Origin of the sequence: Herbaspirillum sp. alder98 (genome assembly GCF_020179755.1) — a bacterium.
In the GTDB taxonomy this organism is placed as follows: domain Bacteria; phylum Pseudomonadota; class Gammaproteobacteria; order Burkholderiales; family Burkholderiaceae_D; genus Herbaspirillum.
Genome location: NZ_JAIUCY010000002.1, coordinates 144045 through 169293, shown reverse-complemented (window position 1 = coordinate 169293; position 25249 = coordinate 144045). Strand labels below are relative to the sequence as shown.

The following is a 25249-nucleotide window of genomic DNA, read 5'->3' as shown; positions in this document are numbered from 1 at the left end:
CAACGCTGATTATTTTTTTGAATCAGCCACCAGCGTGACCCAGTAACGGGTATGACGCCGCACCTTGATCGGCAAGGCGCTCTCGAGCGCATCAAGAATCCGCTCACTGTCATCCAGCGGGAATACGCCGGTGACACGCAACCGGGCAGCCGTCGCGTCGCAATCGAGCCTGCCCGAACGGTAGCGCGCCAATTCACTAATGAATTCACCCAGCGGCCGGTCGCGCACGATCAGCAAGCCATCGGCCCAGGCCTGGGCATTGATATCCAGCGACGTCGGTGTCGCCACTGCGGCGGCATCAAACGATGCCTGACGCCCTGCGCCCAGTACCAGGGAGGCATCGGGGTCGCGTGCGGGGCTGATGCGCACGGCCCCGGCGGTCACGGCGACAGCGACCCGGCCGGGATTGCCCCACCAATTGCCTGGCAGCTGCCGCACCGTAAAACGGGTACCCAGCGCGCGCAGGCTGCCCACTGCGGTGTCGACCACGAAGGGTTGGCCGCTCCACTGGGCCGAATGCGCGGTTTGCACCATGATCGCGCCGCGACGCAGGATCAGTCGTCGCACCTCGCCGTCGAAACGGATGTCGACGGCACTGGCGGTGTCGAGCACCAGGCGGCTGCCATCGGGCAAGTGCAGCGTGCGCTGCTGGCCGACGGCCGTGCGTTCGTCCGCCGCCAATTGCAGCAGATCGTCACGTCGGGAGTAAAGCACCGCGCCGCATGCCAGCGCGGCCAAGGCGCCCAGAACCTGACGGCGTCCCACCCGTGGCCGCGTCGCACCACCCCGCAGCGCCGCCCCGGCGGCACTGCCTGGCATGCCTTGCAACATCTCGCGAAAACCTCGCAAGCCATCCCAGGCCTGGCAATGGCTGGGACACGCCGCCAGCCAGCGCGCGAAGTCGGCGCGTTCGCTGGCAGACACTTCGCCCGAAGACAGCGTGACGAACCAGTCAAGCGCTTGCTCCCTGGCGGCGTCGTCGACGCAGAGCAAGGGCGTGGCGGCCTGGAGCGGGCGGTGCATCGTCATCGGCAATCAGCCCACCACGATGCCGGATTCGGCCAGCACGGCCAGGCAACTGCGGGTCGCCGTGAGCATGTGCTTGCGCACCGTGGCCACGGCGATGCCGAGGGTTTCGGCGATGGCGCTGTAGGTCATACCGTCGAACTGCGACATGAAGAAGGTTTCACTGACCTTGGCGGGCAAGGCGGCCAGTGCCGAATCCAGCGCGTTGAGCAACTGCAGCACCGACAGGTTGTCTTCCTGCGATGGCGCGACTGCCTCGGGCATCGCAGCCAGCGCGTCCAGATAGGCCGCCTCGAGCTTGCGACGCCGCACCAGGTCGATCACCAGGTTCTTGGCGATCTGGACCAGATAGGGACGCGCCAGGTCCGGATCAGGCACGGCACTGGCAGTAGCCACCCGGACGTAGGTGTCCTGGGCCACATCGGCCGCATCGCCGCTATTGCCGAGCTTGCGCTGCAGCCATTGCACCAGCCAGCCGTGATGACCGCTGTACATGCGGTGCAGCAGGTCGCTGGACGGGTTGTCGAGTGCGTATGCGCTCATGCTGTAAAGATGTGAATGACAATCGATATCAAATAAGAATCGTTATTATATGCGAGATTATTCGATTCAGAACGATTGTCATTTCATCAACGTCAACGCCGCCGCGTCTCCGCTGGCAGCGGTATCGGCGGGTTTAGCGCATCGTGCCAGTCCGGTCGAATGACCAGGTGGCAGGCGTCAAATGGCGCCGAGGATCATGGAGTGAGCAGAGGGACTTTGTGGGTTTTCCGGTGATTCGAGAAGAGTTTTGGACGGACAAGAACTGCTCAGCCCGTCAATGAATGACAGCGCTGAAATTAGAGAAGCGTCATGACAGCACAACTATGCGGCATTTGCCTTTCTTTCAATGGCACGGCAACGCTCCAATAAGGCCTCAAACGGTTCAGCATCGTCGAGAAACAGCCCATCGTCGACCATATGCTGATAATCGGCCGCAAGCGTAATCAAAGCGCCGGCATCCGGTAACAGTCGCAAACGACCTGACACTGCCGCGTGATAATCGATCAACTCACCCTGCGCCGATTTCTCAGCGAAGAAAATGCTCTTATGATCAGCCACTGCCTGGCCAAGTGCTACGTCAGCCAGGGCCAGTTCAACGAATCCTGCCGCATCGAGGCGGGTCACATCATGCCAATGCCGGGCAAAACGCTCGCCACCCCGGAAAGCACCTTGGGCACAGAAGACGTGGATCGCCGTGGCCTTCTCCCAGAAGGTGCGCTCAGCTCGCATGACGCGTGCAGTCGCCACAGGAAACGCCAGCATAGGCAAATACTCGGCCGCATCGCAGACAATGGAACGAGCTTCGCTAGGCTCGCCTGTTGAGCGTGCACCGAACTCCAGCATGACCCTGGGCGCGACATAACCGGTACCTGCGGCCAGAGGCTGGTATTCGATATAGACCTTGTCGTCCTCCGTTCGCACCGATGCAGGCAGGGAACGGTTTTCAAGCTCCTGCCTGATTTTCGGTGCAATTTCCCGGACAACCCATTCCGCCAGGCGAGCACGAATCTCTTTGCTCCATTTCTTTTCCTGGCTCTTGCTGGCGGGAAAAGGAACGTCGGCGTCACCGATCAGATCAGCCGCAATGACGCGAATATCATAGGTCAGGTCCACATCTTCCGAAAACCGGGTGATGACGCCGTAGGCCTTCGACAGGGATGTGCCGCCCTTGAACACCAGATGATTGGCGTGCGGGCCGCTGAACAGATGCTGCAGGGACCACACCACCCAGATATCTTTTTCTAGCAAGTGAGGCAGACGACCAGAACTGCTGGCCGCCGCATTCAACGCTTCCAGCCGCTCACTCTTCGGGAGATCGAAAAAATCAGCCATGCGCCACCAGAACACTGACTTCCTGCGCCAGCCAGGTCGGCAAACGGGCGCGTGTCGACGCAACTTCTTCAAGCTCGCTCGCCTGCAGCCTGGAGCGCAGTTTATGCAATGCTTCACCCGCTTTTTCAGGCCCCAACCACGCAAGTGCCCGGAGCACCTCCCCTGCGCGACGTCCCGGCAAGATCAACTGCCAAATGGGCGCATGCCGGAATTCAACCGTCTGCGCCCCCACCTTCAGACGCCGATTGCGCCCGGACGTCAGATAAATGGCCTTCATGGGCACTTGGGTGGTGAGCCCCAGCGAATTGGCTGCCGCAGCGCCATGAGAGACGATGGTTTCACCCCGCAAGTTGGCAACCCCCTCCACCGTCTTGTCGGCAGAAGGCGCATGCCGACCGAAACGCCCATTCACCGGCAAAAGGTAAATCCCTCGCGCGGCACGTAACAGGGCGCCACGTTTCGCCAACCGTGACAGCACCTGGTCGACCGCAGCCCGAGCACCGAAATGCAGCAGCTCCTTGGCAACCAAAGGAGTGCCCTCTGGCAATCCAGTTGCGTACTTCAGTATTTGCCTGGCAATAGTTAGCGTCACGATATACTCCTGTTTGGTAGTATTTTGCGAAAACTTCTGACACTTGTCAAGTTGCATTCATGCAATGATCCCGGCGTCTGGCTAGCGTGCGTAGGGACGAAAAAAAACCCGCGAATATCGCGGGTTTACAATCTCTTGCTCACGGCTGCCGATACTACCGGCAAATCATGGCCTATCAATCTATCGAAATCGATTGTTAAAGTTTTAATCGGTTTTAATCGAAATATCTCAAAAAATTACTTCACGCCGCCGCCCTGGCCCGCGCCGCATGCAACTTGCGGTAGCTGTCGATCAGCCGATGGTGGCGGTCGAGTCCTTCCAGCTGCATGCTGGTCGGCGTCAACCCGAAGAACCGCACGCTGCCGTCCACCGAGCCCATGGCCGCATCCATGCGGGCATTACCGAACATGCGCCGGAAGTTGACTTCGTAGTCGTCCAGTTCAAGATCGTCATCCAGCAGCACTTCGAGCACCACATTCAAGGCCTGGTAGAACAAGCCGCGCTCGACCGAGTTATCGTTGTATTGCAGGAAGGCGCCGACCGACTCATGCGCCTCTTCGAACTGCTTCAAGGCCAACTGGATCAGCAGCTTCAATTCGAGCACGGTCAACTGACCCCAGTCGGTATTCTCGTCAAATTCGACGCCGATCAGAGTGGCAATGTCGGAATACTCGTCCAGCTCGCTGTTTTCCAGCCGCTCCAGCAACGCTGCCAGGCTGTCGTCATCCAGGCGATGCAGGTTCAGCACGTCCGAACGGAACAGCAGGGACTTGTTGGTGTTGTCCCAGATCAGGTCGTCTACCGGATAGACTTCCGAATAATCCGGCACCAGGATGCGGCAGGCGGTGGCGCCTAGCTGGTCATATACGGCCATGTAGCTCTGCTTGCCCATGTCGTCGAGAATGCCGAACAGGGTCGCGGCCTCCTCGACGTTGGAGTTTTCGCCCTGGCCCGAGAAATCCCACTCGACAAACTCGACAGTCGACTTGGCACTGAAAAAGCGCCACGACACGATGCCGCTGGAGTCGATGAAGTGCTCGACGAAGTTATTCGGTTCGGTCACGGCGTTGCTGACGAAGGTCGGCTGCGGCAAATCGTTGAGCCCCTCGAAGCTGCGTCCCTGCAGCAATTCGGTCAGGCTGCGTTCGAGCGCCACCTCGAAGCTCGGATGGGCGCCGAACGAGGCAAACACGCCGCCCGTGCGCGGATTCATCAGGGTCACGCACATCACCGGATAGGTCCCGCCCAGCGAGGCATCCTTGACCAGCACCGGAAAGCCCTGCTCTTCCAGCGCCTTGATCCCGGCCACGATGCCCGGATATTTCGCCAGCACCTCCTGCGGCACATCGGGCAATGCCATTTCACCCTCCAGGATTTCGCGCTTTACCGCCCGCTCGAAAATTTCGGAAAGGCATTGCACCTGGGCCTCAGCCAGGGTGTTGCCGGCGCTCATGCCGTTGCTGACGTACAGGTTCTCGACCAGATTGGAGGGGAAATACACCACCTCGCCATCCGACTGCCGGACAAACGGCAGCGAACAGATGCCACGCTCGGCATTGCCGGAGTTGGTGTCGACCAGGTGCGATGCCAACAACTCGCCGTCGGGGTTATAGATGTCGCGGCAATACTCATCCAGGATTTCAGCCGGCAACGCGTCGCCAGGGCCGGGCTTGAACCAGCGCTCGTCGGGATAATGAACAAAGGCCGCATTGGCGATTTCCTCACCCCAGAACGCGCCGCCATAGAAGTGATTGCAATTGAGGCGTTCGATGAATTCGCCCAGGGCCGATGCCAGCGCGCTTTCCTTGGTCGCTCCCTTGCCGTTGGTGAAGCACATCGGCGAATGCGCATCGCGGATATGCAGCGACCATACATTAGGCACGATATTGCGCCACGAAGCGATCTCGATCTTCATGCCCAGCCCCGCCAGCAGGCCGGACATGTTGGCAATGGTCTGCTCCAGCGGCAGGTCCTTGCCGGCGATGAAGGTGCTGGCGTCGGCCGCCGGCGTCAAGGCCAGCAGCGCCTGGGCGTCGGCATCCAGGTTCTCGACCTCTTCGATGACAAAGTCGGGCCCCTCCTGCACCACCTTCTTGACCGTACAGCGCTCGATCGAACGCAGGATACCGCGCCGGTCCACTTCGGCAATATCGGCCGGCAGCTCGACCTGGATCTTGAAGATCTGCTTGTAGCGGTTTTCCGGATCGACGATGTTGTTTTGCGACAGGCGGATGTTTTCGGTCGGGATATTGCGTGTATTGCAGTACAACTTCACGAAGTAAGCGGCACACAGGGCTGACGAAGCCAGAAAATAATCGAACGGTCCCGGCGCCGAGCCATCGCCTTTATAACGGATAGGCTGGTCGGCAATGACGGTGAAGTCATCGAACTTGGCTTCGAGGCGCAGCTTGTCGAGGAAGTTGACTTTGATTTCCATGGGGGGATTCCAGAAGTGGTGCTGACAATGATGTGGTCACTGTTTGATCAAACCGCGAACCGTGCAGCGAACTCGCTAGTTTATCCCACTCCATCGTCAACAGGCCACCTAAACCCACGCCAGCATCAAGCAAAGCCGCCGTTGGCGCGCACCACCTGCGAGTTGACCCATGCGCCGTCCGGACCGGCCAGGAAAGACACCACGCCGGCGATATCCTGCGGGCTACCCAGGCGCTGCAGCGGCGCCAGGTTGGTGATCTGCGCGATCTGCTCCGGGGTCTTGCCGTCGAAGAACAGGTCGGTGCCGGTGGGGCCCGGGGCGACGGCATTGACGGTGATGTTGCGGCCGCGCAGTTCGTTGGCCAGCACGTGGACCAGGCCCTCGACGCCAGCCTTGGAGGCGATATAAGGGCCGTAGGATGGGAACGACTTGGCGATCACGCTGGTGGATAGCGCGATGATGCGACCGCCCTCGCCCAGGTGCGCCGCCGCCTGGCCCAGCACCAGGAAAGCGCCGCGCAGATTGGTGGCGATGACCTTGTCGAAATCGGCCAGACCAGCCTCGTTAATCGGCGTCATCGGCATGATGCCTGCGCTGTTGACGACGACATCGATGCGGCCATAGGCCTGCTTGGCGCCCTCGAACAACGCCTTCACGTCAGCCGGGCTGGCGACATCGCCCTGGATGGCGATGGCACGGCCGCCTGCCGCTTCGATGGCCGCGACCGTTTCGTGTGCCCGGGCGACATTGCCGGCATAGTTGACGACGACGGCGAACCCGTCGGCCGCCAGGCGCTGTGAAATGGCCTGGCCGATGCCGCGCGAGCCGCCGGTGACGATGGCGACCTTGGAGGGGTGATGTGCATTCATGCTGTGCTCCTTATCAAGAGAGGGCGAAGTACCCGTGGAGCACATTATTGTTGTTTATTGGTTAGAAATAAATAATACTAAATTGTCATATAAATCCAACCAAACACAACAATCGACTCGATGGATCGCTTCGACTCCCTGCAACTCTTCACCCGCATCGTCGAACTGGGCAGCTTCAGCCGCGCCGCAGCCGCGCTGGAGATTCCCCGCGCCACGGCCACCCATGCCATCAAGCAACTGGAGGCCAGGCTGAGCACGCGGCTGCTCGACCGCACCACGCGCCAGGTACGCCCGACGCTGGACGGGCAGGCGTTCTATGAGCGCTGCGTCCAGGTGCTCAACGAACTGGACGACGCCGAGAGCTCGCTGCAGCATGTCGCCGCCAACCCGCGCGGCACGCTGCGGGTGGATATGTCCAGCGTGCATGCTGCCCACATCGTGCTGCCGAGGATCGACGACTTCCGCCATCGCTATCCCGGCATCAACCTGGTGGTCAGCAGCGGCGACCGCCTGATCGATCTGGTGCGCGAAGGCGTCGATTGCGTCATCCGCGCCGGCATCCCAAAGGATTCGACGCTGGTGGCCCGCCGCCTGACATCGATGCCGCAGCTGATCTGCGCCAGTCCCGACTACCTGACCCGCTTCGGCATGCCAGGGCATCCCGATGAGCTGCAGAGCCATCAGGCGGTGGGCTTTTTCTCGAGCGGCAATACGGTGCACTACGGACTTGACCTGGTCGTGGATGGCGAAACCCGCAGCTACATGGCGGGGGGCTGGATGGCCACCAATGATGCCGAGAACTACAGCGTATGCGCACTGCGTGGATGCGGCCTGGTCCAGTTGCCGCGCTACCGCGTCGAAGACCATCTGCGCGCTGGCCGCCTGGTCGAGGTGCTGGATCAATGGAAGAGTCCGGACATGCCGCTGGCAGCGCTCTATCCGTATCACCGCCAGCTGTCGCCGCGGGTACGGGTGTTCATCGACTGGCTGGCAAGGATTTATGAAGAACGGTTTGGCGCGCCCGCCAAGGCGCCGCCCACCGTTCAGAAACCGTAGCGCGCCATCAGCAGCACGGTACGCTCGGCGCCCCGGCGGCATCATCCCAGGAGACAGTTACTCGGCACTCAAATCTGCATCAATTCAACTGATTCACCGTCTCTCGAAGCTCTTGCTTTTTCCATGCACCCGAGAATGTCAGCAGGCGCAAGCGCGCTGTCATCCATTCATTTACGCAACGCAGACTCTCCTGCTGGGCATCGATCATGGCCGATTGACTCGCAAGCACCTCGACGATATCCGCAGCGCCACGTTCGAACTTGCGCTGCACGCTGGCCAATGCATCCTCGGCGGCTGCTCGCAACGTGACCGACATTTCCAAATTACTCCATGCGGCGGTAGCATCGGCATGCGCCCTTATTGCATCGGCCGTCACCTGACGGCCCGCCTCCACCAGTTCCTGTGCCTTTAGTTCTTCTTGGGCCATTGCGCCTCGTATCTTGTAGGTACGGGAAAATCCATCGAAGATAGGGATATTGAGCACCACGCCGACCACGACTTCGCGTGTATTAGTAGGCGTCACCCCTTGGCCGGGGCGTCCGTTCTGATAGATGCTGCCGGTCAGGTCAACGGTAGGAGCGCCCTCCGAGCGCGCCACGTGGATGCGCTCGCGCGCAGCATCGAGCTGCAATTGCGCCGCCACGATGGCCGGATGGTGCGCCTGCACCTCCACTAACCATTGATCCAGCGTCTGCCTGGGCATGACATTGTGCAACGGCAGCTCTGGCGCAAACATCAATCCGGAGTGCGCCGGCAAGCCGGTATGGTAGAAAAGCGTCGCCTGGCTTTTCTTGAACTCTCCTTCCGCCCTGATTTTGCTCAGGCTGGCCTTGGCCAGCGCCGCCCTGGCTTGCAAGGTATCGCTTCTGGCGCCGAATCCGCCCGCCTCCCGGCGCTGCGCTGCAAGCCAGGTCTTTTGCGCAGCCTCTTCCGTTTGGCCGAACATCTTCCAGCTGAAGTAGCTGCGGCGGGTTTCGAAATAGACTTCGATAACACTGGAAAGAGTCTTTTGCACCGTGGCGTCATAAGATGCCAGCGCAGCATCCAGTGACGCCCGAGCTGCCCGATGATTGGCGTCACGTCCGCCGAAATCCAGCAGGCGCCAGGTCAGATTGATATACGCCGTGTTGCTCTGGATATCGGACGATGCGAATCGGGAGCCCGGATAATTGGTTCTGTCGTGCACCCGGCTCAAGGTTCCTGCCATCGTCGGTAGATACGCCGCACGCGCCTCGCCCAGCGCGGCCGCCTGGGTTTTCATGTCTGCCCAGGCGGCGGCTATCTTGGCGTTGCGACAAAGAGCCAGATCGATGGCCTCGATCAACGCCAGTTCGGCCTTTTCATCCCGACTCTCCGGGCACGACATTCTGGAGCTGCCATAGGAGCCCAACGCTCCTTCTTTCATTTCCGGTGGTTCTGATAACAGAGGATCGGACCACGATAAATCCAGCGCATGGGAAGCCCCGGAAACAGCGTAAGAGAGCAACGATATCAGCAGCACTGCACCAAGCGGGAAACAACGTTTTATGATCGCACGGCTAACGTTCACTTAACGCCTCCCTCTGATGCTGCAGCAAAGGAGACAAGACGTATTCGATGACGCGGCGCGTTCCTGTCCGAATTTCCGCACTGACCGACATGCCCGGCGCCAGCGCCACCAGCCTGTCGCCGATCTGGATCTCGGGACGCTCCAGTTTCATCTTCACCGCATAGATAAGGCCACGTTTTTCATCCTGAATGGCGTCGCGCGAAACATTGGTGACCACCGCTGGCACCACGCCATACTTCGTGTACTCGAAAGCATCCACCTTGATCATGGCAGCCTGCCCTTCTTGTACGAACCCCACGTCCTTGTTCTCCAGGAAGGCTTCCACTTCCACCCCACCCTGGCGCGGCACGATCAACATCAAGGGCTGAGCCGACGGCACCGCACTTCCTTGCGTATGCACCACCAGTTGTTGCACCGTGCCGCTGACGGGCGCCCGCAATTGCAGCAAGCGGCTATGACTGCCCGCGCGCAGCGCTTCCTGCTGGCTGGATGCGGCGGCCTTCTCGCCTTCGGTCAAGGCATCGTAGGCTTCCTTCTTGACCTGTGCCACCAATACTGCCCGCTCCGCCCTGGCGTTGTTCAACTGCCCCTGCAGATCCATGCGCGCCTGCTCCTTCTCCATCCATGCGTGGATGGGCACATCATGATCTGCAGCCAGAATCCTGTAGTCTTCAGCACGCCGTACTGCCAGCGGCAACGCCGCTGCGAAACGCCCGATATCGCTATCGATACGCGACAGACGCGCATTGAAATCGGCATATTGTCCTTCCACATGCGCCTGAGCAGCTTGCCGCAATAGCTTATCGACACCGTGCGTCGGCGGCAGGAGCGGCGCGCTTCGTGTGGCAATGGCGCGCAATAGGGCCTGAGCCCGGGCCGCCTGCATCAATGCTGCGCTGCGCTCGCCTGCTGCCCTGTCGTGTTCGGCGTCCGGTGCGCTGCTATCCAGCTCAAGAAGCAAGTCTCCTTGTTGCACTTGTTTTCCCTCGAAGACATGCAGAGTTTTGACCGCAGCCACATCCACCGACGTAATGGTCTTGGTATAGCCAGAAGGAATGAGCTTGCCGCCAGCGTTGACGATGATGTCCATTCTGCCAAAAATGGACCACAGCAACGCGCAGGCAAGCAAGGCCATGAGCACGCGCGCGGTGATCCTGGCAGTGGAAGAAATCGGCTGCTCCTGCAACGCCAGCGCCGCAGGCAAGAATTCAGCCTCGGATGAAGTCAGCGGGGCACGGTCCATCGACTGCCGCCGACGCCAATAGTGAACGAATACCTCGCCATAGTGCCGCAGCAAATGGCCGATCGCAGCCACACGGTATCGCAAGCTCATCCGGCAACTCCCACAGCGTCCAGCGGCGCGGTACGCACGCCCTGCTGCAACTGGTACAGGTGCCGATAGATGCCGGCCGGCATCGCCACCAACTCGTCATGCGATCCTATCTCGGCAACTTGCCCGCGATCCATGACGACAATCCGGTTGGCGTCCCGCACCGCCGAAAGCCGGTGCGCAATGATCAGCACCGTGCGCCCGCGGCAGATGGCGCGCATGTTGTCCTGGACGATCTTTTCCGACTCGTAGTCCAGCGCGCTGGTAGCCTCGTCGAAGATCAGGATTCGTGGATCCCCCACCAGGGCGCGCGCAATCGCCACGCGCTGGCGCTGTCCGCCTGACAGTCCGGTGCCGTGTTCACCCACGATGGTGTCGTAGGCCTCCGGCAATTCGCAGATGAACTCGTGGGCCCCGGCCAGCGTCGCAGCCTGGATCACGGCTTCCAGCGACATGGCTGGATTGCTCACCGCAATATTGTCCCGGATCGAGCGGTTGAACAGCATGTTTTCTTGCAATACCACCCCCACCTGCCGGCGCAGCGAAGCGGTGTCGATAACGGCGATATCCTGGCCATCAACCAGCACCCGTCCGCGCTCCGGCACATAAAGCCGCTGTGCCAGCCGGGTCAGCGTGCTCTTGCCGGAGCCCGATCTCCCGACGATGCCAATGACTTCCCCGGGCATGATCTTGATGCTCACTTCGCGCAGGACTTCTGCTGCATCGGCACGATAGCGAAAACTCACGCGATCAAATTCGATCTGCCCGACAACGCGCGGCAGATGGGCCTTCTGGCCGACGGTTTCAGTGCGCGCATTCAGAATGTCGCCTAACCGGCTCATGGAAATACCAACCTGTTGAAAATCATTCCACAGCTGCGCCAGCCGCAAGATCGGCGCCGCGACTTGCCCGGACAGCATATTGAAGGCAACCAGCTCTCCCACCGTCATGTCGCCGTCAATGACATAGGTTGCGCCGAACCACATGATCAACGCCGTCACCAGCTTGCTGACCAGAGTGACGCCTCCGCCAGCCAGCAGCGCCACGTTGTTCACGGCCAGGCCGGCCTTCACGTAGGAAGCCAGTTGACGCTCCCAGCGTTGCTGCCAGCGCGGCTCCGCCGCCATCGCCTTGACCGTGTCGATACCGCCGATGGTCTCCACCAGAAAGGACTGGTTCTCCGCCCCGCGATTGAATTTCTCATCCAGGCGCGCGCGCAGCACCGGCGTGAAGGTCAGCGACAACAGCAGGTAGACCGGAATCGAAGCCAGCACGATGCAGGTCAGCCAGACGCTGTACCAAAGCATGACGGCAATGAAGACTACCGAAAATGCAAGGTCGAGGACGAGCGTGACGGCGTTGCCCGTCAGGAAAGACCTGATGTTTTCCAGTTCCTGTACCCGGGCAACGGAATCGCCCACCCGACGTGCTTGGAAATAAGCGACAGGCAACGCGAGAAGATGCTGAAACAGACGAGCTCCGAGCTCCACGTCGATCTTGCTGCTGGTGCGAGAAAACACGTAAGTGCGGATACCTGTGAGCAAGGCCTCGAACACGATGGCGCACACCAGTCCGATGGCGATTACATTCAAGGTCTTGAGCGCATGGTTGACCAGCACCTTGTCCATCACCACCTGGAAGAACATCGGCGTGATCAGCCCGATGAGTTGCAGCACCAGCGAAATCAGCAGCACTTCTCCCAGCAGCCGACGGTATTTCACCACTGCCGGGATGAACCAGCTGAAGTCGAACTTGCGCAATTCGCCCAGGTAACTGGCCTTGCTGGTGAAGAAGATCAACTCCCCGCTCCACACGGACAGGAACTGCGCCATCGCCAGCACGCGCGGTGCTTCCCCCGGATACTGCACCAGCACGCGGGCATTGGCCGGATCGGCCGCGTCCACCTTGGCCAGTACAAACCAGGCGCCGTCGCGCCCGAGACCGATTGCCGGCAGCGGCGCCTGCGCCAGTCGCTGCGGCAACTGCCTGACCAGACGCGCGCTCATGCCCAGCTCACGCGCAGCGAGCAGGATAGTCTGCGTAGAAAATGCTTCCTGCCCGAACTGATGCCTGAGCCTGGCCTCGTCAGCCGCGATTCCGTGGAAGCTGGCCATCATCAGAAGTGCCTTCAGACCGGCACCGCCACCCTCGCCGTGTGCGCCCGCCTGCCCCTGCTGCGCCGGCTCCTGGTATTCAATCATTCTTTGCTCTCACCCCATGCGTGAAGACGCGCCATCTTCCGATGGCGCGTCTTCACGTCGTTCCCCGTTTTGTTATTTAATGCGCCGCTGCCAGCGAAATGACCTCCGCTTGCGGCGTATGCAGTTGCAGCTTGCTCCTGGCAGCGCCGGCCGGCGCGAACGCCGCCATTGCCTGGATCAGTTGCGCGGCGTCCGTCATGTGCGGCAGTTCCCCGGGCAAGGTATCGGTGCGCGCAACCGTTTCGGGCCAGTTCCAGGCTTGACCTGCGTCCCATCCCGCTACCGCGCTGAGGGCCTGTGCGTCCAGCCCGAGCTCGACCACAGAGAGTGCCGGCAGCACAATCTGCTGGTTGCTGCCGTCCAGCGACGCGTTGCCTGCGTCGGACGCCGCTCGCATGGCTGCCGTGGCGACGAACGCTGGCACTTTCACCGCCTGCGACGTCAGCGACTCACCCGAACCGATCCCATCCACGAACTTCACCCGCACGGTAATGTCGCGGCCCGCATCTGCACTGGTCAAGGTATAGGACTGGCCCATGGCGCCGCCGATTTCATCGCCGTCTGCATACCATTGATAAAACAAGCTACCCGCCTGGCCCTGCACGATTCCGTCCGCATCCTGCACGTTGGCCTGTGCAAGGAGCGTCCGTCCAGCTTGGGGCGTACCGTCGATCCTGACGGAGCCGGTAGCCTGATGATTAAGCCTCCAGCCGGAAGTGATGGCGGCACCAAGGCTGGCCCGGTAAGACGCCGGGAGATCAAGCGTGCCAAGCGGCGGTGGCGCCATGCCTGACATTGCAATGAGCAATGCCTGGACACGCTCGGCGCTCAGGATATAGCCATTTGCGGTACGGAATTCCTGTATCGGATATTGACCAGGGGTGGTCGCCCACCCGACTACCCTGAGCTTTTCGGTGGTGCCGATGATGCTGATTTCGAGGTCCGCCCCTGTCCTGCTGAACCATAGCTGATCATAGGCGACCTGTTCCAGGAACTTGACCACATTGCGCTCGCCAGGCACCGCACTCCAAAGATCGTTGACGGTATCCTGACCGTCTCCGCGTCCGAAGAGATAGGTATCGCTGCCAGCGTTGCCGCTAAGATTGTCATTGCCACCACGCCCCCACAAGACGTCGTCGCCCAAACCTCCGGTGATTGAATTGACGTTGTCATCGCCGACCAGCTCGTCATTGAAGCGACTGCCGATGAGCAGTTTCATACCGACAAGCACATCGTTCTGCGGCGTCGATACATAGCTTTCATTGGCGCCATAAAGGCGGGCAACTGCCCGATTGCTGGATTGCGCATAGGTAGCAATTGCGGCGGCCGGGCTGCCAATCATTATGATGCCCCCAGAATGGCGCGCCTGGTAACTGATCGTCTGCGCCCCCCCGTATATCGTTACACCACCGGTCTGTGCAATGACGATTTCCACATTCTCGGGAACGCGATAGTTGAAGGAGACATACGCTATATCCTGGCCACCACCGGTTTGCTCGACGATGAGGTCATCGGGATCATCAAGGTAATAAGTATCGTTGCCGCCCAGGCCTACAAGGATATCCTGACCAGGTGTTCCATAAAGAATGTCATTGCCTTCGGTCCCGACAATACCGGGGCTGACCGGGGCACTTGGCGCAGACACCAGGGTCTCGGTCGTGCCGAACCCGTCCTCATATTCCACCGCAACGCTGATGGCTTTACCGGCCACGCCACCCGACAACACCAGACTGCTCGCCGCTTCGCCCGTGATCAACTGACCATCGGCATACCAGCGATAGCGCAAGCTGCCGATTCCATCGGCATCGGTAAAATCCAGCCTTACCGACAAGGTGCCGCCGCGCATGGCCCGGCCGACCAGCGTGACATTGCCCACCGGCGCATCGTTGACGTTGGCAACAACCGCCGAGGCTACCGATGCCACCTTCTCGGCGGCGCCATAGCCATCCACGTAACGTGCTTCGACCGTGATCTTCTTGCCTACCTGCCCCTGCGCCAGCACAAGATTGTCACCGGTGGCGCCGACGATGGCCTGTCCGTCGGCATACCACTGATAACCCAGCACACCCAGGCCATCGGGGTCGGCCAGACTGGCCCGCGCTTGCAGTGAATCCCCTTGCTTGAGTACGGTGGCGGCATCGACCATCTGGCCTGCCATCAGCATGGCAACAACGCCCGTGACCGGCCGGTTCAGATGCGGCACCTGCACGGTCTGCGCAGACATCACCGCTTCGGCGGTGCCGAAACCATCTACATAAGCAGCCTGCACCGATATTTTCTTGTTACCCTGCGCTGCGCCGAGCACTATGGTGTCGGTCGCGGCGCCGTCGATGGCCACGCCATCGGCGAACCATTGGTAATGCACTGCGCCCAGGCCATCGATATCGCCCAGGGTATGACTGGCCACGAGTGCCTGGCCTTCCAGCACGGTGCCGCTGATCAGCACCGTACCTGTGGGCGCATCGTTGCGATTGGCCACGGTGGTGCTTTGCACGGAGCCCAGTTTTTCAACGGTGCCGAAGCCATCGGTATATTCCACCTTGACGCTGATCTTCTTGCCCACCTGCGCCTGCCCTGGTGCAAACGTCATTGCGGTAGCGCCTGCGATGGCGATGTCATCCGCATACCACTGCACGCGCAGCGCGCCAATGCCATCGGTATCGGCAAAATTGGCGACTGCCGTCAGCACGTCGTTCTGCGCCAAGGCCGTGGTGGCGGTCAGCAGCGCAGCGCCCAGCGTGATATCGAGACTTCCCGTCGGCAATGTATTGACCGTCGGCAGGACACGTCTTGAACCGTCTGCATACTCCAGCACTTCGACCCGTTGCTCCAGCGATGCATACTGGCCTTCGATGGTAATGACCTCACCGGTCGGCACGATCGTCACCAGCAGGTCGTTGCCGCGTCGCAAGAAGCTGACCTGCGCCGCATTGACATCGGCCAGCTTGAGCACGTCCGTGTTATTGGAAGTCACACCCTGGTCCTGCTCGCGGATGATGTCGCTGCCATCGCCTTTGCGCCAGATATATGTATCGTCGCCGATGCCGCCCATGAGGATATCGTTACCCGCACCACCGGTGATGATGTTGTCCTGGGCATCGCCGGCAATGGTGTCGGCGTAGGCTGTTCCGCTGATATTGCGTACGTGGGTGAAGCCGTCGGCATCGCGTGGCGTGACGGTGTTCAGGGTAATGTCGACGCCATGCTGGATGTTGCGGAAGTCTGCCGTCTCGATGCCGCGCAGGTTGTCGTAGAGCGAGAACTGCTGATAGGTCACGTTATTGACCTGCACCACGCCGGTACCCGCACCGCTGGCCGTGTCATACGTCAACCGCACAACGCCTCCAGCGCCTTCACTGAAATAGGCGGTGCGTGCAGCTGCAGGCACGACCAGAAGGCGGTCGCCCAGAGCGCCGGCCTCGAAGCCGTTGACCGCGTCGGCCAGCGCACCGGTGCTGGAGACAAACGCAAACGTATCGCGTGCCGCCCCGCCATACATGACATGGCTGCCGCCGCCCATGCTCAGCAGCAGGTCGCCTGCTGCGCTGGCAAAGGTCGTTCCACCCGGGCTCACCAATTGCGCATTGCTCCAGTCGCCCATGGTCGCAAAGACACCGTTCAACGAAGCCAGGTTCGCCAGGGCAGCGTTGACATAGTTTTGCGCCATCGACTGTGCGTCCACCAGCGAAGCATACTTGTTGGCATCGACACCGCTGTAGAACGAATATTCGGTGCTGTAGTTCACCGTCACCCACGTCCCGTTGGGCCGCTGCATCGGTGCGGACCAATAGGCATTTGCAGGGACCAGTCCACCCAGCCGTGAAGCGTTGCGGCCAAGGGCTGCCGACATCTGCCCGAGATAGGAATTAACCGCCTGATAGGCGGACAGAGCACTGCTCAATCCCTGCTCTGCCACCAGCGCGCTTTGCCGCGCCTGCTGCAGCGTGGCCACGGTCTTGCTGCCGTTGGCCGTCACCGCCGCTGCCAGTGCCGCCTGACGTGCACTGGCGCCGCTGCTGATATTCTGCGCAGCAGAAGCATAGGCCGCGAGGTTGGCGGTCACCACATCCACGTCAGCGATGATCGCGTCCGGCACACCCACTGCCCACTCGACGATGTTGGTCGTCGTCGTGGGCGGAATTCCGCCAGTCGAGGCTTTGTTGAAGTACAGGCGATCGGTCTCCAGTGCACCCAGTTCACGCCAACTGACAACGTCGGCGCCCCTGCCAGTAAACGGGCTAGGATCGTTAAAATTCTTGGCAGTAACAGCTATCATCGTGTCGCTCGTCAGATTGCTTTGATAGCTATACAGATGATATCCACCAGGAATACCTATCGGCGACACCTGCCCACGCCAGTAGCGCGCATTGCTGTTGTAACTGGTCAGCACAGAACCGGCGCCATTCATCGATGCGACGACGTTGTTGGCCGTAGCCGCCCCCTGGTTTGCACGGCCGGCAGCATAGGCCCGCTGGACTTCCAGGCTGACATTGGTCGCCTGGGACACTTGCGGCACATCGAGCCCAGACAAGAACGAACTCGCCACCGACACGCCGGCCGGCAGCGCCTGGGCCGTACGCGGATCGAAATCGGCATGCGCGGCCTGGTAGGCTGCAAGCGAAGTTACCAGGCTTTCGACCGCCGCCACGCTCAGTCGCGCTCCGCCAGCCAGTTCGATGGCACCCAGCTTGCGATAGGCCAGTGCATACCATCCCGACACCACCACGCGATCATTGACGCCGAGAACCTGCACCACCAGGTCATTGCCGTCACGGCTGAACCACAACTGGTCACCGCTGATGCCGGCCTTCAGGCGTAGCACCGAGCTGGCGCCTGCATTGCCGTCGACGCCGTTGATGATGGTATCAACACCGTCGCCGCGACCGAACAGATAGACATCGTTACCACCGCCGCCGGCAATGGTGTCGTAACCCTGGCCGCCGTCGAAGACGTTGTTACGTGTGTCGCCCGTCAGGTAGTCCCGATAGCCGGAGCCCAGGATCTGCTCGATCTGGAACAGCGAACTGCCCAGGCTGTCGTTGCCCGCCTGCAGGTTGACTGTCACGCCCTGGGCGAGGCGGTCATAAGAAACGCGATCCTCGCCAATGCCGCCATCGATCTGATAGCCACGGCCGTTGACGATGAACGTATCGTCGCCACGTCCACCGACCAACGTGGAGGCTTCGCTGTCACCGATGAGCGTATCGCCGTAGTTGGATGCGACGATTTTACGGATATGCACCTGACCGTCGTACAGACGCTGGCCTTCGATGCTGCGGGTGCCGGACTGGTTGAACTCTGCGAACGAGATCTCCGACACACCGACCAGGTTTGAGAACAGGCTCAGGTTGCTGGCGCTGACACCGTTCAGGTTGACATAGCGCTGGCCGTCGCCAAGCAGCAGCTGGATACCGCCGGCGATAGCGCGCACGCTGACCTTGTCGCCAATGCCCAGCAACTGGATCTGGTCGCCGCTGGCGCCCGTCTGGAAGCCGTTGACGGTGACTGCGCTGCTGGCGGCGCTAAGCGCCACGTGGTCTACGTTGGAACCCAAGGAGAAGGTCTCGCTGCCGCCGCCGGCCAGCAGCAGATTGAAGCCATTTCCAACGACCACCGTCTCGCCGGCATGGCCGACGTAGACGGTGCCGTAACCTGCGGATTGCGCGATGGCGGATAAAACTCCGTCCAACGCAATTTTTACATTGCTCTGCAATTGCAGAACAGTAGCAAAGCCATCAAAAGCTTCGGCGGCGAAACTGGCATCGCCCGGAGAGAAATAACTGTAGCCGCCCGGCAAACTATTAGTATAGGTATAGGCCACCGGCACCAATGCATTGAGTTCGATGCGCGCGGTTTCAGTGCGCTGGGTGAACTGCGTTGATGTTGCCGCCGCAGTCAGGTAAGCGGCAATCGCCTGCCCCCAGGTCATCGCAGCCGTAGTGGCCAGGCTATCGGCCCGATTACGCGCGTCGGCCGTGCCGGTCGCATTGGCGACCTGCGCCGCTGAATACGCCTGCACGATCGCGTCGGCGCCGCGAGCCACCGCCGTTGCGGTGGCCACGCCGTTAGATTGCAGACTTCCGCCGTCCTGCAGCAAGGCCAGCACATCGATGCCGGCCCGGCTGCCTAGCTGCTTGCTTGAATCTTCGCCGACATAGAAAGTAATAAGACTATTGTCGCGGACCTTGAAGAGGATGTTCGGATACCCCTGCCAGGACAGATAACGCTGGGTGGCCATCCGCGACTGCAAGGCACCGATCACGCCAGCGGTATTCACAGCGTTGGCTGCCAGTGCATTCGCAGCCCCCTGCGCCTGCCCTTTGCTCAGTGCCGCATAGCCTTTCGAAGCATATTCGGCAAACAGCAAGGCGGCAGTTGAAGGCACCCACTGCCCGACTGCCGGCGCCGCCTCTCCGGCAGCGGTCAGGCCTACATCGGCGATCGTTCCACGCGTACCATCCGACTTGGTATATCCCGCGGTCAGTGCAATCTCTCCGCCGGCCACCTGGCGGCCATCGACCGTGCCAGTCAGATCGATGGAAGCAATGCCCAGCTCGGCCAGGCTGCGCAACTCGCCTTTATCGGTCACACCATCCTGGTTCGCGTCTACCCATACCTGGACCAGGTCGAAGTAACTTTTCCCGGTGGCGGGGTCGATTGCTGCCGTCTCGCGCGAGAAAGTTGTCGCCCCCGCCTGCACCAGGGTTGCCAGCGCTGCGAAACCGCTCTGGTTAGCGGGTGGCGTAGCGCCACTCGCCGAAAAAGATTGCCCGAACCATTCACTGGCGTCGTCCACACGGCCATTGCCGTTCTTGTCGAACACCAGGATCCCGTTTCCGGCGCCCACCCAACCGGCCGCCTCGCGCGTGCCGTTGGCATCGAGGTCAAACGTCGCACTGCTTTGCGACGGGTCCACCAACTTGATGCCGGCGCCGGTGAGGTCGAGAACGAGGGGATAGGAAGGATTTCCAATGCCTCCGAGACCCAACACTTTGACGGTGAAGACAGAAGGCTGCGCCTGCCGTGCTTGCCATTGGGCCTGAGCGATAACCGAAGCCGCCTGCCAGATGGCAGCCGACAAGCTGTTGCTGAGCAGCATGCCTGCCGTAATCTGTCCGTTCAGGAATGCAGGAGCCCAGCGATCAGACACCGCGTCAAGGGCCAGGCGTGCAGCAAGATAGCGGGATGATGCGGCGTTGGCAATTGCGTCCGCGACGCCAGCTGCTGGTGATGCCATCAGGGAGGAATCGCTGCCACTCACCTTTTGGGATTCAAAATTGGTTAGTGCAACAGACGCCTGCCCGAATGCATCCAGAATAAAGTTTCCAAGATCTCCACCCGAGAAAATTTTCCCGTTCTGAGCCCAGCTTATTGTGTCGCTATCATTAATCAGATTTGATAGATAGCCGACCTTAAATGTCCCGTCTCCATTACTAAATCCAAGTGTCAACTTTCCATCAGAATACAGAATATTGTTAGTCAAACTCCCTTGATGCAAGGTAGTAGACATTCCATCCTCATTCACTACGATTCGGGCGTCTGATGGCAGGGACAAGAATGAATTCCCGTAGAGGACAGCACTTATAACGCCACCCCCATGGAATACGAAAGTCAAGTCTTCATGACTAAGAGCGCCGCCCCAATCACCAGTAACGACAATATTTCCGTTATCGTCGACGTTGTAATAATTTAATCCGCCATGTGCAATAGAGATGGTAGATTCGCCATTCTGCGATTTTGCAATAACTGAACCATCCAGGTTCGTTATCACATCAATCGCCACAGTAGCTTCAGCAGAAACAGAATTATTAAATACTGATACCGTTATCGAGTCTGATGCTCCATCTGTGGACAATGTACCGTTGATCCGCATGCTTCCAGGTCTCCCCGACGACATGTCTGGTAGCAAAGGGATATCGGAGAGACTATTAACCATACATTGGTTATCAGAAACGACGGTATAGTTAAAAGCTGAGCGCGTAGCATTTTCCCAATCGATTTTCTTAGGATCAATTGAAGTGCACGTCGCAATAATCGTCCAAGCTTCGGCATATTCATCATAGTTAAGAGACTTTAACCCGGACGGTTTATTTGTACTATTCCAACCTCCTGCCCTCACGACCACGTCGGATGCGCGCGTAACAATTGACGCCAGATCTGAAAATTTAGCCGTCGATGTATCGATCTGACTTGCAAGGAGGGAATCTTTAAGAATCGGAGCAAGAGGGCCGTTCGTCGAATTTGAGCCTCGATCAGAATGCATCGGACTATTTAGTTGTAAGGCAACGATATACTCATTTGTAAGCGCGATTCCCTCAGCTGTACGAGATATATTTTTTGCCTCATCGGGATTCCTCGTACCTGCACCGAGACCGTTGGCATACACCGCATGTGCTAATTCATGAGCCAAGGTTGTTGCAAAAACTGTAGGAGGTCTTTGCTCAGAACTGGTCGGCAAGAGCCACGAAGAATCTATGGTAATCACTGGGAAACCATTCTCCCCACGTCTAGCAGCTGTTCCCTTACCAGGCTCTCCGATAATGATTGATCCATTCTGTCTAACGAACTCGTTTAACAGCGACGAGAATAATGGCGATATCGCTGCATAAGAAATAAGTAAAGCACTTTGTTTAGGTTCTTCAAAGCTACGAAAAATAAGACCGGCCGCGTCCGGTGTCAAAATATTCTCAGCCATCTTTATTTCTCACCTTGAACAATGACAATCGAAATCAACGATCCATCTGGCATGGTGGTACAAGTAACTGAGGTCGGAACCTCCCTATCTCGGAAGGAGAATACAAATTTCTTGTTTCCTAAAGGATGCTTCGTTGGTGCAGCATAACCAATAAAAGGAGGCACACCCGCGGGTGTATTTTTCATCGCGTGACTTTTCGCCTCGTGAGACCATTCGATCGCATTGAAATATGTGGAACTCTCTTCGGCTCCCGCCGAAAAAATCGACCTGATTTCATCAATTGGAATAGCGCCTTTGCTATCAAGGGCAGGGACAACAAACTCGCCATGCAATTTTCCGGGCGCTCTTTTTTTTAGAGAAAAAGGCGCGTCTCCAAATTTAGCTCGTGCCCACTCCGGGTTCCCATTGCTGACATCAAATCGGAAACCAATATCCCCCATGAGTACGACATCTAAATTCCCTCGGATCTTTATTTGCATAAGTTCGCTATCGCCATAAAAATCTCGAAAAAAATTATCGTCATACAAGTCCAATTGCACAACCTCTCCGAAGGATGCATTCAGCACTGATCGACTATAGAAGGAAGGATCGACGAGGAGATTTCGATCCATGGCCGACCGCATGTTCCGTAATAATTCATAGAATGAACTTGGACTTTCTATGGTAGACAAGAATTCATCCACCTCTGCTGATCTACTTTCGGTGGCACTAACTCTCAATTCGTTCGCGACTTCATGTCCAGTCATTTCAGGGGGAAATTCACGCCCCTCTGCAAAGTCACTTGCAATTATTAGTGCCATGAATACAGCCTCCTTAAGAAAGTTCTTACTTTTGAACATAAATCGCCTTATTGTAGAAATAGTCATTTAAATAAACTATTTCTAATAGTCCTTCGTTCTAGGGCACTCTCTTAGTATTTTAAATATTCCCGACCGAGATTAGGCCGCATAGAAGATAAAGAGACATTACTAAATCACTCCATTTTTTCGGCTATGGCTGGAATTGTCGGGCCAATTAAGGAGGACTGCCAACTCCTGACTCGTTGATGGATCTGTCGGGCTTTCAATCTTTGAAAAAGCAATCTGACTGACATAAGCATATCCGTCTGACCTGCGTCGGTAATTTGTAGCCAGTTAGGCAGTGAGTCGATTGTCTGCATTAGCCGCATAAAGTGAGCAGGTGTGGCTGGGTCATTACAGATCGATCTACCGTTAAAGGCTGTTCCAATTGATGGATTTCGCTCGAAAGAAAACTGTCCTTTAACAAGAAACGTATCTAACATCCCCGCAAAATAAGGAGATGCGGCAGCAGCTGATATGGGCGCATGTAAGGCAATTTCCCCACCAGAAAGAATCCCGAATTGTGCATTCAGTTTTCTCAGCGCGTCATTAGAAAGCGATACGGAATTAGTTGTCATTTCAGCGCTCTATTTCTATACGAAAGTAACGAACGGTACCGTCAGGATTTGTTTGAACGACGATCCTTCTATGCACTTCGTTGAAATCATTAAAATCAAAAGTTACATCCAAATTTCCGTCGCGCGACGCCGCAGCTGGGGGCAACCAGTTTGGTGCGGATCCGACCGGGACTTTTGTCCAGTGCTTTCCAAATACTTTTTCCACGTCTTCAAACGAAAAACTGGAAGCGATATCTTTTAAGTTAATCCACCCCCGTTTTTTCCCGTCTTCGATGTTGAAACTGCCATTAATCCATCCAAAAATACGAGATGACCGCGACGTGCTCGACTCATGGATAGGAATGCCGTCACCTGATGCATTTAGAGAAATAAAAAAAGATGTCCGGCCATCTTCGGCTGACGTTTCAACGCTCTCGATGCGCATCCCCAAGAAACTAGGCAAGCCTTGAGATGAGTAAAAATCTCGATGTAACAGCCAGTGATGCTCCCATGCCAATTTCAGATTTTCCAGGCGCTCAATTAAATTACGAGGCCGAGGAGACGCCTTTAGGTTCTGCTCTAACTGTTCAGCGGAAAGTACAGATTCTTGTTGATTCATGACCTTTTCTACCTTTCTGGGAACTTTTAGCTCTGCGGCAGACGATTGCGCCAGCACTCCGACTTGAATCGAGATGAAGAACGCCCCTTTGATTAAAGGCAAAAAACAATGCAGTGACATGCATTTAGATAATCGACGCACAAACTCCCCCTCAACAATCTGGTGACATCTCATACCACCCGCCGAATTCACGAAATGCTCTTTCGCATAGCATTGTCTGACGGGCATAGGCCTAGCTGCATCCTAGAAAAATTACAAAAATAAAACACCGAAGTTAGAAAAATGGACCTTCGTCTATATAGACGAATTCAACCCTCCCGAACCGCAGGAATTTAACCAAAATGTCATAAATATCTTGATTTTCTTGAGATCGGTGATCCGCATCGGTAAATCCAGACCACCCCGAAAGTGAGTTTTCGGCAAACTAGGCCTTATAGCAAAGGAGGTTTGCCATGAAAAAAAACGTTTCTCAACAAAAAAAATTGTTGCGGTTCTGAAGCAGGCTGAATTGGGTATGCCCGTAGGTACCCCTGACCTGAGACGAATGTTGTAGCCACCGGATAAGTGAGTTCTTTATGCTACTGAGCGGCTCGGTTTTTAGCTGTGACATGCGCCCCAAGGTCGCAATGAGGCTAGCCAGGAGTTCATTTGCATGGCCCCTTCGACGAACCGCGATAATCGCCGGACCCAAGCCGGCGATGCTTACAGACCAGGATCCAATACCAATTGAGCAGGCACGCTGAATCGCCAATCCTGATAAGAGGTCTTGTTCTCGAAGTCTGCCAGGGCGTCAGGGAAATTTCCGATCTTGATCGGCTTGGCATCGGACAGGCTATGCACGCCCAGAATACCCCTGCCATCGATAGTAAGAACGGTGCCCCACTCTGCCGTGCCCGTCATCGGGTCGATATAGAACTTGCGCAGATAGCGATGCGGCGTGGGAAACCGCGGGTCCTTCAACAGGTCCTTCAGTGAGGATGGACTTCGGGAATAGCCGAACGGCGTGGCATTGGCATAGGCAATCAATGCATTGCGAAATTCCATGCCGATGTTCAGCAGTTCTTCTTCGGCAGCGCGGCGCTGATGGATCTTGCCGACGGCCAGCGTTGCCGTCGATGCCAGGCCGATCACGGCGATCAGGATCATGACCCCGATGTAGGTAAAGCCGCCGCTGGCAGGCAAGGATCGATGTCGGGACATGGCAGGCGGCGACCTCAGAGCTGGGAAAACGGCGTGCCATCCTGGCGCGCGCCAGGCGCCCCGCTATGCAGGTCGTAGACGCCGCCCTGGGCAGGATCTTCAGGGCGCGTAATGACCCAGCTGGCGCTGCTGTTGGTGAGCGGATCGACCGGCAGGGCCTTGAGATATTTCTTCTCGACCAATTCCTCCAGCGATGCCGGATAACGCGCGTTGTCACTGTAGAACTTGTCGATCGTCTCGCGCGTCAGTCGCAGGTTCTGGATCAGGATGGTTTCCTTGGCCACATCGACGCCATGAAAATAGCGCGGCAGCGCCAGCGTCGCCAGCATCGCGACGATGGCCATCACCACCAGCAATTCGATCAGCGTAAAGCCGCGGCGGACGCAGCGATCAGTCTTGTGCAC

At 58.2% G+C, this 25249-nt stretch carries 16 protein-coding genes; 1 reads left to right on the top strand and 15 read right to left on the bottom strand.

The genetic code is table 11. The annotated features are described in order from the left end of the window. Window positions 1-9: 9 nt before the first annotated feature. The 6 genes from LBW87_RS05640 to LBW87_RS05615 all read right to left on the bottom strand — a co-directional run bounded on the left by LBW87_RS05640 (window position 10) and on the right by LBW87_RS05615 (window position 6799). Window positions 10-1023, bottom strand: a complete 1014-nt coding sequence (locus LBW87_RS05640; RefSeq protein WP_225200469.1) for a FecR domain-containing protein — start codon at window positions 1021-1023, stop codon at window positions 10-12. Between the two features lie 12 nt (window positions 1024-1035). Then, window positions 1036-1569, bottom strand: coding sequence for a sigma-70 family RNA polymerase sigma factor (locus LBW87_RS05635; protein ID WP_225200468.1), 534 nt, complete (start codon window positions 1567-1569; stop codon window positions 1036-1038). Between the two features lie 321 nt (window positions 1570-1890). Then, on the bottom strand, window positions 1891-2901 hold the full coding sequence (locus LBW87_RS05630; protein ID WP_225200467.1) for a nucleotidyl transferase AbiEii/AbiGii toxin family protein: 1011 nt from the start codon (window positions 2899-2901) through the stop codon (window positions 1891-1893). Beyond that, a complete protein-coding gene (locus LBW87_RS05625; RefSeq protein ID WP_225200466.1) occupies window positions 2894-3550 on the bottom strand; it encodes a DUF6088 family protein in 657 nt (218 codons plus the stop codon). The genes LBW87_RS05630 and LBW87_RS05625 overlap by 8 nt, the downstream gene beginning before the upstream one ends. Before the next feature lie 184 nt (window positions 3551-3734). After that, complete coding sequence (locus LBW87_RS05620; protein ID WP_225200465.1) at window positions 3735-5930, bottom strand: OsmC domain/YcaO domain-containing protein; 2196 nt, start codon at window positions 5928-5930, stop codon at window positions 3735-3737. A gap of 125 nt (window positions 5931-6055) precedes the next feature. Beyond that, on the bottom strand, window positions 6056-6799 hold the full coding sequence (locus LBW87_RS05615; RefSeq protein WP_225200464.1) for an SDR family oxidoreductase: 744 nt from the start codon (window positions 6797-6799) through the stop codon (window positions 6056-6058). 120 nt (window positions 6800-6919) lie between these two features. Here LBW87_RS05615 and LBW87_RS05610 point away from each other — a divergent pair, with 120 nt between their 5' ends. Continuing rightward, window positions 6920-7855 carry a LysR family transcriptional regulator gene (locus LBW87_RS05610; RefSeq protein WP_225200463.1) on the top strand — a complete coding sequence of 312 codons (936 nt, stop codon included), beginning with the start codon at window positions 6920-6922 and terminating at the stop codon, window positions 7853-7855. Between the two features lie 79 nt (window positions 7856-7934). Here LBW87_RS05610 and LBW87_RS05605 read toward each other — a convergent pair whose 3' ends face one another. The 9 genes from LBW87_RS05605 to LBW87_RS05565 form a co-directional block, all read right to left on the bottom strand. Then, on the bottom strand, window positions 7935-9404 hold the full coding sequence (locus LBW87_RS05605; RefSeq protein WP_225200462.1) for a TolC family protein: 1470 nt from the start codon (window positions 9402-9404) through the stop codon (window positions 7935-7937). Continuing rightward, window positions 9394-10737 (bottom strand): HlyD family type I secretion periplasmic adaptor subunit, encoded by a 1344-nt coding sequence (locus LBW87_RS05600; RefSeq protein WP_225200461.1) that lies wholly within the window; start codon window positions 10735-10737, stop codon window positions 9394-9396. The genes LBW87_RS05605 and LBW87_RS05600 overlap by 11 nt, the downstream gene beginning before the upstream one ends. Next, a complete protein-coding gene (locus LBW87_RS05595; RefSeq protein ID WP_225200460.1) occupies window positions 10734-12935 on the bottom strand; it encodes a type I secretion system permease/ATPase in 2202 nt (733 codons plus the stop codon). Before LBW87_RS05595 ends, LBW87_RS05600 begins: the two co-directional genes overlap by 4 nt. A 76-nt stretch (window positions 12936-13011) precedes the next feature. After that, window positions 13012-20808: a calcium-binding protein gene (locus tag LBW87_RS05590; protein WP_225200459.1), complete on the bottom strand. Its 7797-nt coding sequence runs from the start codon at window positions 20806-20808 to the stop codon at window positions 13012-13014. Window positions 20809-21632: 824 nt separating this feature from the next. Then, window positions 21633-22430, bottom strand: a complete 798-nt coding sequence (locus LBW87_RS05585; protein WP_225200458.1) for a hypothetical protein — start codon at window positions 22428-22430, stop codon at window positions 21633-21635. Window positions 22431-22603: 173 nt separating this feature from the next. Then, a complete protein-coding gene (locus tag LBW87_RS05580) occupies window positions 22604-23047 on the bottom strand; it encodes a hypothetical protein (RefSeq protein ID WP_225200457.1) in 444 nt (147 codons plus the stop codon). A 1-nt stretch (window position 23048) separates the two neighbouring features. Further along, on the bottom strand, window positions 23049-23837 hold the full coding sequence (locus LBW87_RS05575) for a hypothetical protein (protein WP_225200456.1): 789 nt from the start codon (window positions 23835-23837) through the stop codon (window positions 23049-23051). A gap of 510 nt (window positions 23838-24347) precedes the next feature. Then, window positions 24348-24845, bottom strand: a complete 498-nt coding sequence (locus LBW87_RS05570) for a type II secretion system protein (protein ID WP_225200455.1) — start codon at window positions 24843-24845, stop codon at window positions 24348-24350. Between the two features lie 14 nt (window positions 24846-24859). Beyond that, the gene (locus LBW87_RS05565) at window positions 24860-25249 is read right to left on the bottom strand and encodes a type II secretion system protein (protein ID WP_413927617.1); all 390 of its coding nucleotides are present in this window, start codon (window positions 25247-25249) and stop codon (window positions 24860-24862) included.